This is a genomic window from Oceanobacillus neutriphilus, from assembly GCF_014645515.1.
Taxonomy (GTDB): Bacteria; Bacillota; Bacilli; order Bacillales; family Amphibacillaceae; genus Oceanobacillus; species Oceanobacillus neutriphilus.
The window spans coordinates 126,519-139,395 of sequence record NZ_BMLW01000004.1; the positions used below are offsets into that span (position 1 = coordinate 126,519).

12 protein-coding genes and 1 riboswitch are annotated in these 12,877 nt (G+C 39.4%); of the genes, 6 read left to right on the forward strand and 6 right to left on the reverse strand.

What is annotated here, in order from left to right; translation table 11 throughout:
- Positions 1–804: an ABC transporter permease gene (locus tag IEX29_RS07925; protein WP_188733931.1), complete on the forward strand. Its 804-nt coding sequence runs from the start codon at positions 1–3 to the stop codon at positions 802–804.
- Complete coding sequence (locus IEX29_RS07930) at positions 801–1,877, forward strand: ABC transporter substrate-binding protein (protein ID WP_188733932.1); 1,077 nt, start codon at positions 801–803, stop codon at positions 1,875–1,877. Before IEX29_RS07925 ends, IEX29_RS07930 begins: the two co-directional genes overlap by 4 nt.
- Positions 1,878–2,178: 301 nt before the next feature.
- Here IEX29_RS07930 and IEX29_RS07935 read toward each other — a convergent pair whose 3' ends face one another.
- Together IEX29_RS07935 and htpG are read right to left on the reverse strand one after the other, a co-directional pair.
- Complete coding sequence (locus IEX29_RS07935) at positions 2,179–2,739, reverse strand: NUDIX hydrolase (protein ID WP_188733933.1); 561 nt, start codon at positions 2,737–2,739, stop codon at positions 2,179–2,181.
- 165 nt (positions 2,740–2,904) lie between these two features.
- Entirely contained in the window at positions 2,905–4,782 is a 1,878-nt protein-coding gene (gene htpG, locus IEX29_RS07940; RefSeq protein ID WP_188733934.1) for a molecular chaperone HtpG, read from the reverse strand.
- A gap of 158 nt (positions 4,783–4,940) precedes the next feature.
- Between htpG and IEX29_RS07945 the strand changes: the two genes are divergently transcribed.
- Positions 4,941–5,651: an NAD-dependent protein deacylase gene (locus tag IEX29_RS07945; RefSeq protein WP_188733935.1), complete on the forward strand. Its 711-nt coding sequence runs from the start codon at positions 4,941–4,943 to the stop codon at positions 5,649–5,651.
- A gap of 69 nt (positions 5,652–5,720) precedes the next feature.
- On the opposite strand, the gene IEX29_RS07950 is transcribed toward IEX29_RS07945, so the two are convergent.
- The 3 genes from IEX29_RS07950 to IEX29_RS07960 all read right to left on the reverse strand — a co-directional run bounded on the left by IEX29_RS07950 (position 5,721) and on the right by IEX29_RS07960 (position 8,454).
- Entirely contained in the window at positions 5,721–6,308 is a 588-nt protein-coding gene (locus IEX29_RS07950; protein WP_188733936.1) for a YpjP family protein, read from the reverse strand.
- Between the two features lie 169 nt (positions 6,309–6,477).
- Positions 6,478–7,146 carry a thiaminase II gene (gene tenA, locus IEX29_RS07955; RefSeq protein WP_188733937.1) on the reverse strand — a complete coding sequence of 223 codons (669 nt, stop codon included), beginning with the start codon at positions 7,144–7,146 and terminating at the stop codon, positions 6,478–6,480.
- A gap of 42 nt (positions 7,147–7,188) precedes the next feature.
- Entirely contained in the window at positions 7,189–8,454 is a 1,266-nt protein-coding gene (locus tag IEX29_RS07960) for an acetylornithine deacetylase (RefSeq protein WP_188733938.1), read from the reverse strand.
- A gap of 108 nt (positions 8,455–8,562) precedes the next feature.
- A riboswitch (TPP riboswitch) is annotated at positions 8,563–8,672 on the reverse strand.
- A 216-nt stretch (positions 8,673–8,888) separates the two neighbouring features.
- Between IEX29_RS07960 and IEX29_RS07965 the strand changes: the two genes are divergently transcribed.
- The 3 genes from IEX29_RS07965 (at position 8,889) to IEX29_RS07975 (ending at position 11,537) form a co-directional block, all read left to right on the forward strand.
- A complete protein-coding gene (locus IEX29_RS07965; RefSeq protein ID WP_188733939.1) occupies positions 8,889–9,923 on the forward strand; it encodes a S66 family peptidase in 1,035 nt (344 codons plus the stop codon).
- Positions 9,924–10,277: 354 nt separating this feature from the next.
- Positions 10,278–10,574 carry a DUF2653 family protein gene (locus tag IEX29_RS07970; RefSeq protein ID WP_188733940.1) on the forward strand — a complete coding sequence of 99 codons (297 nt, stop codon included), beginning with the start codon at positions 10,278–10,280 and terminating at the stop codon, positions 10,572–10,574.
- Between the two features lie 300 nt (positions 10,575–10,874).
- On the forward strand, positions 10,875–11,537 hold the full coding sequence (locus IEX29_RS07975) for a TerC family protein (RefSeq protein ID WP_229720134.1): 663 nt from the start codon (positions 10,875–10,877) through the stop codon (positions 11,535–11,537).
- A 53-nt stretch (positions 11,538–11,590) separates the two neighbouring features.
- Here the strand turns inward: IEX29_RS07975 and IEX29_RS07980 are convergent, their stop codons facing one another.
- Entirely contained in the window at positions 11,591–12,796 is a 1,206-nt protein-coding gene (locus IEX29_RS07980) for an MFS transporter (protein WP_188733941.1), read from the reverse strand.
- Positions 12,797–12,877: the final 81 nt, after the last annotated feature.

Below are 12,877 nucleotides of genomic sequence, written 5' to 3' on the forward strand. Positions count from 1 at the left end.
ATGGAGAAAAAATCTTCTTCGCTTGCTAATCTTTTTTTGCTGTTTATCTTTTTTATTTTATACGCACCTATCTTTTATCTGATTTTCTATTCCTTTAACAGCGGTGGCACCATGAGCCATTTTGAAGGATTTACATTTGACTGGTACCGCGAATTATTGCATGATACCCGGCTGTTAATTATCGTCTTAAATACGGTCGTAATTGCTTTATTATCTGCACTTATTGCTACAATAACAGGTGTACTCGGCGCTATCGGGATACGCTCCTATAAACGGAGACAGACTAGAAATACATTGCTTTCATTAAACAATATTCTCATTGTCAGTCCAGATGTTATTATGGGGGCAAGCTTTTTGATCCTCTTTACCATGGCAGGGGTCCGGCTCGGATTTTACTCTGTTCTTTTATCTCATGTTGCATTCAGTATTCCGATTGTTGTATTGATGGTTTTGCCAAAGCTGATGGAGATGTCGTCCTCCTTAGAGGATGCAGCACGCGATTTAGGAGCAAGCCATTGGAATGTACTGACGAAGGTAACACTGCCATATATAGCACCAGGCATTTTTGCCGGTTTCTTTATGGCTTTAACGTACTCCTTAGATGATTTTGCAGTGACCTTCTTTGTGACCGGAAATGGATTTTCAACACTGTCTGTAGAAATCTATTCCCTGGCAAGAAGAGGTGTTTCCTTAAATATTAATGCACTATCCACACTGATGTTTGTTATTACTGTCATCTTTGTTGTTGTCTATTATTACCTGGCAAGCCGCTCAGGTACAAAGGGGGCGAACCTTAGACGATGAAAGCTTTAAACCGTTTGTTTCTGTCTATTCTTGCTGTTTCCATTGTCTTATTAATTATTATCAACCGGCTGAATGCCGCACAAGGCTTTTCCGGCGACAATACGCTGACAGTGTATAACTGGGGCGACTATATTGACCAGGATGTCATTCAGCAATTTGAAGAGGAGACAGGAATCACCGTTATTTACGAAACATTTGATTCCAATGAGGCGATGATGACCAAAATTGAGCAGGGCGGCACAACGTATGATATCGCCGTTCCTTCAGAGTATACGATCGAAAAAATGGCAGAAGAAGATCTGCTCTATGAGCTGGATCACGATAAAATTCCAAACCTGCAATATATTGATGATCGCTTCTTAAATCTGCCTTTTGATGAGAATAATCGCTATTCAATCCCTTATTTTTGGGGAACAGTAGGTATTATATTCAACCCGGAACTGCTTCCAGAGGGGATCGAAATAACAGGCTGGCATGATTTATGGGACCCGCGCCTGGAGAATCAAATTCTGCTTGTTGACGGAGCCAGAGAAATTATCGGCATGGGCTTAAACACACTCGGCTATTCTCTGAACGATACAAATCCTGTGCATCTATATGAAACATTGGATCATTTGGAAAAGCTGACTCCAAATATCCGTGCTATTGTCGGGGATGAGAATAAAATGCTGATGGTGAATAACGAAGCCGCCGTAGCAGTTGGCTGGTCCGGAGATGCTGCAGATATTATGGGGGAAAATGAGGCAATGGACTATGTTGTTCCTGAGGAAGGCTCTAATCTTTGGTTTGATAATTTTGTTATTCCTAAAACAGCCAAAAATATTGATGGTGCACATGAATTCATTAACTTTATGCTGGACCCTGAGGTTTCTGCGCAGAACACAGAATATGTCAGCTACTCTACGCCCAATAAGGAAGCTTTAAAATATATGCCTGAAGAAATGGTAAATGATGAGCGCTTTTATCCGGATGCTGCATTAACGGATAAGCTTGAGGTTTATGAAAATCTCGGGAAGGAAAATCTGGCGTTTTATAATGAGCTGTTTTTACAGTTTAAGATGTACCGGAAGTAAATGATAAATTATTTTGATGCTTTGATATATCTCTTTAACGCTTGATAAAATTGTTCTCTTGTTCCGATTAAGATAATGATAACATTATTGCCATTTATCATCTCGATCTATCGTATAAGCAATCTCATAATTGGTTCGTTGATGATATATGTCATAACCAAAAATATCAGCTAAATTCCTTTCTTTTTTTCGCCTGTTTGAAGGGGATTTAGCTGAATTTCTTTAAAAGCTTCTTTAAATTTCTGTTTCAAGGACTTATCTTTCAATTTTTTAATATATTTAGTGGTTTGAGGTGAAACGATCAACTCATACTTTGTCTCAATTTTTCTATCAATATTTTTAATCCGGTATTATCTATGTTCTTTATATGTACCCAGGCAACTTTATTATTCTCTATGTTTCCCGGTATAACATCCGTGTTCACTTTCACGATATATCTGAAATCGTAATGCTGATGATCTCCCTCCCCCTTTTTCGGATTGGCAGGAATCGGATGAATATCAATATCTAAAGGGACAAGAAAATCTGCTGCATCCACTCCCCCATCCATTCCTGTTTCTTCCTTCAGCTCTCTGACAGCTGATTCAATTGGTCTTTCCCCCGGGTCTACATGGCCACCCGGCTGCAGCCATTTTTTTAAGTTTTGATGAAGCATCATTAACATATAATCAGGATCAGATTCTTTTAATATAATTGCGCTTGCAGTGATATGTCCCGGAAGTGATTTTCTCGAAAAAATATCTGTGTTATTTTCGTTAAGCTGATGAATAAGTGGTGCTAGTCTTTCCTGCTCTTCAGGATAAAGAGATAAATAATTTTCTACCTGTTTTTTGATTTCATCTGTAACTACACTCGATTGCATATAATCCTCCTCCATTGGAATATAAAAGAAATTATGTTAGTTTCATTTTAACATTCAGAATTCACTAAATAAACAATTCATTTCTACTTAGATTCAAAAATACTGATCAATGAATGAAAAAACATCGTGCAGAGAAGTAACCTCTAACACGATGTTTTTTAAGAATCAAACCATAATCTTACTCATATCATTCGTAAACGCCACCGGATCTTCAATCGGCAGCCCTTCAATCAATAATGCCTGGTTATAAAGCAGGTTTGTATATAATTCTAATTTATCCTGATCATTACCCTGCGCTGCTTCGAGTGCTTTAAAAATGCTGTGATCTACATTAATTTCAAGCACTTTATCCGCTTTAATCTGCTGGTCATCCGGCATCGCATTAATAATTTTCTCCATTTCCAGAGAGATCTCGCCATCTGCAGAAAGGACAACCGGATGTGATTTCAGACGTTTGGAAGCTCGTACATCCTTTACTTTATCTCCGAGAACCTCTTTCATTGCTTTGAACAGTTCGTTATGACTTTCTGTTTCTTCCTTCTCTTCCTCTTTATTATCCTCTTCAATACCAAGGTCTCCGCTGGAAACAGAACGGAATTCCTTCTCCTGATATTTCATCAGCATTTTAATTGCGAATTCATCAATCTCATCTGTGAAATAAAGGATTTCATAGCCTTTATCGGCAACGATTTCTGTCTGTGGGAGTTTTTCAATACGCTCATTGGAATCTCCGGAAGCATAGTAAATATACTTTTGGTCTTCCGGCATGCGTGATACATACTCCTCTAAAGTTACCAGCTTCTTCTCCTTAGAAGAATGGAACAGAAGCAGATCCTGCAGTTCTTCTTTATGCTGGCCAAAATCACTGTAAACGCCAAATTTAATTTGCTGACCAAATGCTTTAAAGAATGTTTCGTATTTCTCTCTGTCATCGCGCAGCAGGCTGAGCAGCTGCTGTTTTATTTTCTTATGAATATTTTTCGCAATGATTTTCAACTGGCGGTCATGCTGCAACATTTCCCTGGAAATATTTAAGGATAAGTCCTCGGAATCAACCATCCCTTTCACAAAGCTGAAATAATCAGGCAGTAAATCTGCACATTTTTCCATAATCAATACACCATTCGAGTACAGCTCCAGACCTTTTTCATATTCTCTGGAGTAGTAATTAAACGGTGCCTGCTCCGGAATAAACAAAATAGCATTATAACGGACGGTACCATCTACATTGATATGGATATGACGTAATGGCTGATCAAATCCGTAATGTTTTTCCTGATAGAAGTTCTGATAATCCTCATCTGTCAGTTCGCTCTTATTTTTCTTCCAGATTGGAACCATTGTATTGAGCGTCTGTTCTTCAATGACATCTTCATACTCATCTTCTGTACCCTCTTTTAATTTGCTTTCGGTCACATCCATTTTAATCGGGTAGCGAATAAAATCAGAATATTTCTTTACAATTTGTTTTAATTTGAATTCGTCTAAAAATTCATCATAATTTTCTTCGTCTTCATTTTCTTTTATTTCAAGAATAATCTCTGTTCCAACTTCTTCACGCTCAATTGGTGTAATTGTATAGCCGTCTGAGCCCTGTGAAACCCATTTATACCCTTCTTCACTATCAATTGATCTTGTAAGTACTGTTACTTTATCCGCCACCATAAATGCAGCGTAGAAGCCGACACCAAATTGGCCGATAATATCATGGCCATCTTTAATTTCATTTTCAGATTTAAAGGTGTGCGAGCCGCTTTTCGCAATCACCCCAAGGTTATTTTCCAGCTCTTCCTTTGTCATTCCGATACCTGTATCAATAACTGTCAATGTACGAGTATCCTTATTCGGAATCAGTTTAATATAGTAGCTGCTCTGGTCAAACGTTAAAGAATCGTCTGTTAGTGCTTTATAATAAATTTTATCAATCGCATCACTTGCATTTGAGATTAATTCACGCAGAAAAACCTCCCGTTGTGAGTAGATTGAATTGATCACCATATCTAATAACTTCTGTGATTCTGCTTTAAATTTACGCTTTGCCATGACATTCCCTCTCCTTTTTCTTTTTTTAGCACTCTTGCACACAGAGTGCTAAACCTCTATTACATGTAATACCATATTCTATTTTAACTGTCAATATTAGTCGCATCTAGACCCAACAACATGTATAATAGAAACCATATAGAAGAGGAGGGGTCTCGATGCTTCATGAATGGTTAAAAGATTCCAAGCATACCGTTATTTTCACTGGTGCAGGAATGTCTACGGAAAGTGGACTGCCTGATTTTCGTTCAACAAACCGAGGAATTTGGAGAAAAAAAGACCCGGGCAAAATCGCAAGCGTGGATGCCTTAAATCATCACGTAGAGGATTTTACCGAATTTTATCGGGAGCGTGTTCTAGGTGTAAAAGAATTCGGTCCGCATAAAGGCCATCAAATTCTTGCCGATTGGGAGAAGAATGGACTTATTCAGGCCATCATTACTCAAAATGTAGACGGCTTTCACCAGGCTGCAGGCAGCGAGCATGTTCATGAGCTTCATGGAACGCTGCAGAAGCTTCATTGCCAGAGTTGCGGAAAAGTTTATGACAGCTCTGCTTATGTAGATGAAGATTACTACTGTTCCTGTGGTGGAATACTCAGACCTTCTATTGTATTATTTGGAGAAATGCTTCCTGAGGATGCCTTCTCTGCTGCTTTTGAACTTGCAAAGCAGGCTGATTTATTTATTGTGCTGGGATCCTCCCTATCCGTAACGCCTGCCAATCAATTTCCGGAAATCGCAAAACAAAATGGTGCCAAGCTCGTCATTGTGAATCAGGAGAAAACACCATTAGATAATTATGCAGATTTAGTTGTATTCGACCGGAAGATTGGAGCTTATTTAGAGGAAACGAATAAATTATTATAAAAAAACAAAAGGCAAGGAAGCGTTTGGCGCCTCTCTTGCCTTTCTTAATATAAAAAAATAATTTTGTTATTATGCCATCCATTTCGGCGGTGTATTCTTATCCCAATAGATATCTCCGATGTGATGATGCTTTTGGAATCTGTCTTCATTTAAATGATAATGAAAGTTAAAATAATGTCCTTCTAATGGACGGTTTTCACGACGGACATGAAACTTTACCAAGGTTTCATTCGTTTCGTTATTGGAAACATTAAAGATTCGCTCTCCATAGCCTTCCGAAGGCTTTTCCGTAATAGCAATATCTTTATATTCCTCAGAATGTTCAACAAGATCTGCAAGCAATGTTTCCATCTGCGGCAAAATAACTGCAGCAAATTCGTTTTCTACTTTATCCGTGATTCTTGGTCCAAACTTCTCCAGGCTCAATTCTTTTGCCTCTTTATGCAGATGTTCCAGATAAGCTTCTCTCGGATTCTCTACAATATATGATTGGGTGGTCTCTTCAATAACAGATGTAGTTTCTATGTCAGATGAAGAAGATAGATTGCTGTCATCCCGCTTATCTGCATCGACTTCTAATAGATTGGTCGGAGTATAAATACCCAATGTTAAGATTGTTATAAATACGACTGCTATTTTTCTCCACCAGAACTTCATCTGCTTCACCCATCTTCCGTATCCGTTTTCTTTATTTTACCATGAATCTATTCATTGTCTATCCAACCATTCTACTTTTTTCAATTTTATAGACAATATTGTTATACCAAACATCCTATTTATACATTATTTCACAAACTGTTTATATCTTACAGGAAGCTCTCTGCCACTAAATCGGCCAGCCTTCACTCTTATATGCCATATCCCAAAACATATATTCATAGCGGCTGGTATTCAGAAAAATAGCTTCTAAATCATTCAATTCTGTTTCCGTACAGCCTTCAGCCAGCTCATCCAATTTTTCAATCAGCCACTTACCGATGGAACCAAATTCATCCGAGCTGTACATTTTCACCCATTCTCCGTACTGCTCATGCTCTAAAGCACCCGGCTTCTTCGCCAGCTCCAGACCAATTTCATGATAACTCCAGGCGCATGGCAGAATTGCCGCAATCAAAGCTGCTAAAGATCCCTTCTGTGCTTCTGCAAGCATATTACTGCTATAGGCAAGAGTTACCGGACCGGGAACAGTAGATTCCAGTTCATCTCTTGAAATACCAAGACGTTCAGCATATTGACGATGAAGGTCCATTTCAAAATTTAACGTTTCATCCAGTGATTTAGCAAACCCGGACATCGTATCTAAATCTTTTGCAAGCACCGTCCCCATCGCAATTACTTTGGAGTACTCTATTAAATACTTGTAATCCTGGCACATATAAAATTTAAATGCCTCTATATCCAGTGTTCCATTACCAATTCCCTGTACAAATGGATGCTGATGACTTTTCTCCCAAATCGGGTCTGCTGTCTTGCGAATACGTTCTGAAAATTTCATGTTATCAAAGCTCCTTTTTATATATTTTTTATTAAAATGTTATTACTGTTTTTCTGTATTACACCATTTCAAAATAAATCGCAGTAATGACGTTGTATAATTTAATAGTTCATCTATATCTATCTGCTCATCCACTGCATGGGCGTGCTTTAATTCTCCTGGTCCATAGCAGACAGTCGGAATACCGTATGCTGCAAGCCATCCCCCATCCGTTACGGTTTCGGACATACGACAGGCAGCTTCCTCACCGAATGCTTCCTGATGACTTTCCTGTAAAAGAGCAAGGGCTGCGTGCTCCTTATCTACTGAGAAAGACGGGAAAATTTCACCCCGGTCAACAATCATCGATTCGCCGCCCCACTCAAAGGCTGGCGGATTGTCTCTCATCCAGACGTCTGCTTCTGCCGTTTTTCGTAAATGCAGTTCAATTTCTTCTGCAACCTGTTCAGCTGTCTCATTCGGATAATAGTGAACAGTAACCCACAGCCGGCATTCATCTGCGATAAACGCGGCATGTCTTCCTCCCTCGATAACTGCCGGGTTAATTGTATTCGTGCCCGGCGGGAACCCTGGATAGGATTTAGTCACTGCCCAATGGCGCTCCAGCTCCTGCAAGGCAGTGATCAGTTTGTTCATCTTTTCAATCGCACTTGCTCCTTTCATACCGCCGCCAGCATGAATAAGCTGTCTGCGCGTACCATCATGATGCGTGATCGGACTTTTCACTGTAATCCAGCCGGTAATAACACCGCCCTGTCCATGAATTTCACAATGACTAGTGTCTGCAACAATCGCATAATCAGCTGTATAGCCACGCTCACCACATTGCTTCGTCCCTGCTTCGCCAACCTCTTCACCAATGACTGATTGAAGAATAACATCTCCTCCAAGCTGAATCTGGTGGTCATGCAAAATCCGCATAGCAAATAAACAGGCTGCGAGACCACCTTTCATATCTGCCGCCCCACGTCCATATAATGTACGGCCTTCTACTGCCGGTTGAAATGGCGCATGCTTCCAGTTTTCATCATCCTCAACGGAAGCAACATCGACATGCCCATTAAGGATCAAGCTGTTATATGTATCAGAAGCTGTTCCATGCAGACGCCCTACAACATTCGGATCTCCCGAATACACATCCCACTGCTCTGTTTCAAAATCCAGTTCCTTTAAATAATTGGCAATATAAGCTTGAATACCCTCTGTATTCCGCGCAGGCGGAGCAGGCGTCCTGAAGCGAATCAAATCACTAAGAAGCTCTACCAGCTCTTTCTCCCGGTTCCATACATCCTGAATTATTTTATCCATTCAAATGAACCCCCTTTAAAGCACTTTTTGAACATCCTCTTAAAGCACGCAAAAAAGCCATCTCCCTGGGAAGGAAGATGGCAGAAAGGTTTATTTCGTTTGCCTATAGGCATTTCCCGCCCACTTCCCTCCGCTAGTACAAACTAGATCAGGTTGGTAAGGGTTAAGGCAGTATATACATGCCTCTCTCAGCTTTATAAGCACCCCTAGTGGATCATTGCGTATTTACTTATCAGCTTTAGATTACCATAAGGGTGTACAGGCGTAAAGCAGGATTTTATCAAAGATTATTCTGTACCTGTTTGTCTGTATATATAGCTTGCGGGGCACTATGAGAATACTCTTATGCTAAATACATTCTTTTTTAGAAAAAGGATTTCTCAAATAACTAGCGAATACATAGTATATGCCATTTACAGAAAGGAGCATCTTTTATGCTTATTCAGCCAAGAAAATTATCCCCCGGCGATAAAGTAGCTGCAGTCAGCCTGTCCTGGGGCGGGGCCGGTGAACCAGCACTGCATTGGCGTTATGAACAGGGCGTAAAACGCTTAGAAACTATATTCGGGCTTGAAGTTGTCCCAATGCCCAACAGCTTAAAAGGACAAGCTTATATAGCTGAACATCCCGAGGCGCGGGCAGAGGATTTAATGGCCGCTTTTCAGGATACTGAAATCAAGGGGATTATCTCTAATATTGGCGGTGATGACAGTATCCGTCTGCTTCCCTATATTGATTTTGATATTATCCGGCAAAACCCTAAAATTTTCATGGGCTTCTCAGATACGACGATTGCTCATTTATTCTGCTTCCATACGGGTCTATCTTCCTTCTATGGTCCGGCAATTATGACGGATTTCGCAGAAAATGTTGCGATGGATGATTACACGGTGAAGGCGATTCAAAGCATGCTTTTTCAAACGAAAGCAGTCGGTGATATTCCAGCACCAGAAAAATGGACAAGTGAATTCCTGGAATGGGATATTGTTAATAAAACCACTGCCAGAAAAATGTATCCTAATAAAGGCTATGAACTTTTGCAGGGAAACGGCATTGCACAAGGAAACCTTATCGGCGGCTGTATCGAAGTACTTGAGTTTGCTAAAGGAACAGAAATCTGGCCGCAGCAGGAAGCATGGCAGAACAGCATTCTCTTCTTTGAAACATCCGAGGAGCAGACAGATCCGGAATTAATAAAAAGATGGCTCAGAAACTATGCTGCCCAGGGAATTCTTCATCAGACAAACGGGATTATTTTTGCAAAACCTTATGGAGAAGTGCATTATGAGGCATATAAAGAAGTTATCTTATCTGTTTTAACAGAAAATGGACTGGTTGATCTTCCAGTGCTGTATGGTGTTTCCTTTGGCCATACGGAACCCAAAACACCTATTCCATATGGAAGATCAGCCCAAATTGATTGTCAACAGGTATCCTTTTCGATTATAGAAGCAGCTGTTACGGATTAAGTACAGCTGCTTTTCTTTGATTAAAATTGAAGTCTCTCTCATTATTAAATCAAAAGAGACAGTGATATACTATTGATATACTTCCTATTTAGAAATATTAGCTAGACGAAGTAATGACTAAGCTTTTCTGAAGCTTCGCTCTCTCTACAGCTCTTTTCCCGCAAAGGCTTACGAAATAAAAAGTCCAAGAAAATGATCCTGGTAAAAAGAGTCAAAAGAAAGATTATGCCCCTATAACTACTTCCTGCTTCATGCAAATAGGGAATTTGTAGTAAGATAGAATAGAATGGGCACCATTGCTAAAGACTTAATAATAAATAAGCCTTTCAACCATATGCAGGAGGATTTTGTGGTATGCAAAAACTTATTATTCCTGAAGAGGATATTGTGCTTGCTATATGTATGTACATTGCTGAAGAACAGAATATGAAAACAGATGACGTCCAGGTAGAGTTGTTTTATGATGATTACACTGGTTTTTCAGCAGAAATCATAACATCATCCGGAAAACAGGAATGGATGACCAAGCAAATTATTACTGCATTAAGAAAATGGATCAAAGAGAATCTTCATGCTGATCCATATGCAGGCTTAAAGCTGGATTTAGATAGACGTAATGGTATTTATGCACGTCTTCGCAGTGATAGTTAGTTTCTCATAAAGATTTGATAAAATTTTTCTTCTTTTAAGTTTATTTACATATTTCCAATCGATTCAAGTCCTTAGCTTCTATTCAATATAGCATTTATTTAATTATTTTATCTTAACAAGTTTTACTGTTGACATTACCAATAAACATAGCAAGTCTCTTTGGCGTGTGCGTACATATAATACAGTGCAAAACCTTTTATTTTCTTTTTAATAAAGAGAATAAAAGGTTTTTTATTTGCTGTTCTGTTTCCTCGTACAAGCTCATATACTAAAATATCGAACAGACAGGAAAGGAGAGATATGTTGGAGTTTATACAGATAGTCGGACAAATTCTCCTTATCAATATTTTATTAAGCGGAGATAACGCTATTGTCATTGCGATGGCGAGCCGAAATCTTCCTGAACAGCTTCAGTCCAGGGCTATTCGCTGGGGAACATTTGGCGCCATTGCGCTTCGGATTCTTTTTGTTTTTATCATGATTTACCTATTGAAATTGCCTTTTATTCAATTAATCGGTGGATTTCTACTATTATACGTAGCATATAAATTACTGGTTGATAAGCAGGATGAAAGCCAGATGAAGAGCGGCAATTCCTTGCGTGAGGCGATAACGATTATTATTTTTGCAGATGTAATTATGAGCCTGGATAATGTATTGGCTATTGCTGCCATTGCTGACAGCGATTTGCTGCTGGTGATCGCCGGCATTATCTTAAGTATCCCGATTATTTTAACAGCCAGTGAACTCATTCTAAAATTAATCCAGCGTTTCCCGATTATTATTTATATTGGTGCAGGTATACTGGCATGGACAGCGGGAAAGATGCTGTTAGAAGAAGCTTTTGTACAACAGCTTTTTGCTTCACTGAAATATGGACAGCTTATCTTCCTCAATATCCTTACTCTTTCCGTTCTTCTTATTGGTAAATGGCGCCGGAATCAACTGGAAATGACTATATGAAAAAAACCTCTTAAGTGGCATAAATCGCATAAGAGGTTTTTCAGTCTGCAGCTTTACATACTTTGATAGGTTTTCGCTTTTTTAAATAATACTGTTGTAATAATCAAGCCAATCGCTGCAAAGCTTAGCAGAATAACTTGAATAGGAATATCAGCAGCTGATAATCCGGAGACAAGTGCATAAGAAATCGGATCAAACCCATTCATAGCCAGGAAGATAATGCTCATGACTCTTCCCATAATATAGTCTTCTGTCTGCTCCTGAGCAGCTGTGAAGAATGGAATAAATACAAATGACATAGAAAATCCAATAAAGAATACGACAATTGTCAGCATCATTAAATTAGGAACAAGAGCGAAAATTACATACGATATTAATGCCCCCAATAAGCCGAACAAGGAGGTTCTGCCTTTCCTTTTTATCAGCACCGTACTGAGCACACCTGTACCAGCTACTAGCCCTATCCCCAGACTGGCTTCCATGTAGCTTAAATTAAGCGGTGTTCCCCCATAGCTTTCTACTAAGAAAGGAATCGCAATATGCAGGGTTCCGAATACAAAGAAGTTCAGTGATATTAAAACGACTAAGCCCGTCAATAAAAAGCGTGAATTACGAATATATGCCAGACCTTCTTTGATTTCCTTGATTGGTTTTTGTTTTTCCTGCAGTGCAACCGGTCCTTCATTGATAAAACGCGGAAAAATAATTACAGCTGACAGTAATGCTAAAATCATTGCCACAAAATAACTGCCGCTGACCCCGACAGATTCCATCAGTACTCCTGCAATAATTGGCCCCGCAACAAATGAAACCTGATCTACTCCCTGGAATAAGGCGTTGGCACGCTGAAGCTGACTTTTCTCGACAATTTTAGGAATCATAGAGGAGCTTGCCGGCCCAAAGAAGGCATCCAGCATCCCAAAACCGGCTGCAATCACTAAAAGCAAGCCGAGAGATAATCCATCATTTTTAATGAGAATATATAAAATAAGCAAAAGAACTGCCTGCACGAAATTTGCCAAAAACATAATCGTAGTCTTTTTATAACGGTCTGCCACCACTCCTCCGAAAACCATCATCGCTATCCTCGGTACAGTTGCCGCAATTAATACAATCCCTAAAGAGCTTGCAGACCCGCTATCACTGATCACAAACCATGTCGTGGTTGTCAAAAACATACTGAAGCTGACTACACCAAAGATACCCGCAACAAACAACAGCACAAATGTACGATTTTTAAATAAAGATTGTCCTCCCATATTATCTTTCCTCCGACTTTTTTTACTGATAAAACAAAGCTGTACTCATAATCAAAAGCTTTGTATATATTTTTCACATGA

What these genes read in the sequence shown, in the direction of transcription:
- IEX29_RS07970 (WP_188733940.1), top strand. Translation starts at nt 10,278, where the DNA reads ATGCAAAAACTTATTATTCCTGAAGAGGATATTGTGCTTGCTATATGT.
- IEX29_RS07930 (WP_188733932.1), top strand. Translation starts at nt 801, where the DNA reads ATGAAAGCTTTAAACCGTTTGTTTCTGTCTATTCTTGCTGTTTCCATT.
- IEX29_RS07960 (WP_188733938.1), bottom strand. Translation starts at nt 8,454, where the DNA reads ATGGATAAAATAATTCAGGATGTATGGAACCGGGAGAAAGAGCTGGTA.
- htpG (WP_188733934.1), bottom strand. Translation starts at nt 4,782, where the DNA reads ATGGCAAAGCGTAAATTTAAAGCAGAATCACAGAAGTTATTAGATATG.
- IEX29_RS07975 (WP_229720134.1), top strand. Translation starts at nt 10,875, where the DNA reads ATGTTGGAGTTTATACAGATAGTCGGACAAATTCTCCTTATCAATATT.
- tenA (WP_188733937.1), bottom strand. Translation starts at nt 7,146, where the DNA reads ATGAAATTTTCAGAACGTATTCGCAAGACAGCAGACCCGATTTGGGAG.
- IEX29_RS07935 (WP_188733933.1), bottom strand. Translation starts at nt 2,739, where the DNA reads ATGCAATCGAGTGTAGTTACAGATGAAATCAAAAAACAGGTAGAAAAT.
- IEX29_RS07980 (WP_188733941.1), bottom strand. Translation starts at nt 12,796, where the DNA reads ATGGGAGGACAATCTTTATTTAAAAATCGTACATTTGTGCTGTTGTTT.
- IEX29_RS07925 (WP_188733931.1), top strand. Translation starts at nt 1, where the DNA reads ATGGAGAAAAAATCTTCTTCGCTTGCTAATCTTTTTTTGCTGTTTATC.
- IEX29_RS07945 (WP_188733935.1), top strand. Translation starts at nt 4,941, where the DNA reads ATGCTTCATGAATGGTTAAAAGATTCCAAGCATACCGTTATTTTCACT.
- IEX29_RS07965 (WP_188733939.1), top strand. Translation starts at nt 8,889, where the DNA reads ATGCTTATTCAGCCAAGAAAATTATCCCCCGGCGATAAAGTAGCTGCA.
- IEX29_RS07950 (WP_188733936.1), bottom strand. Translation starts at nt 6,308, where the DNA reads ATGAAGTTCTGGTGGAGAAAAATAGCAGTCGTATTTATAACAATCTTA.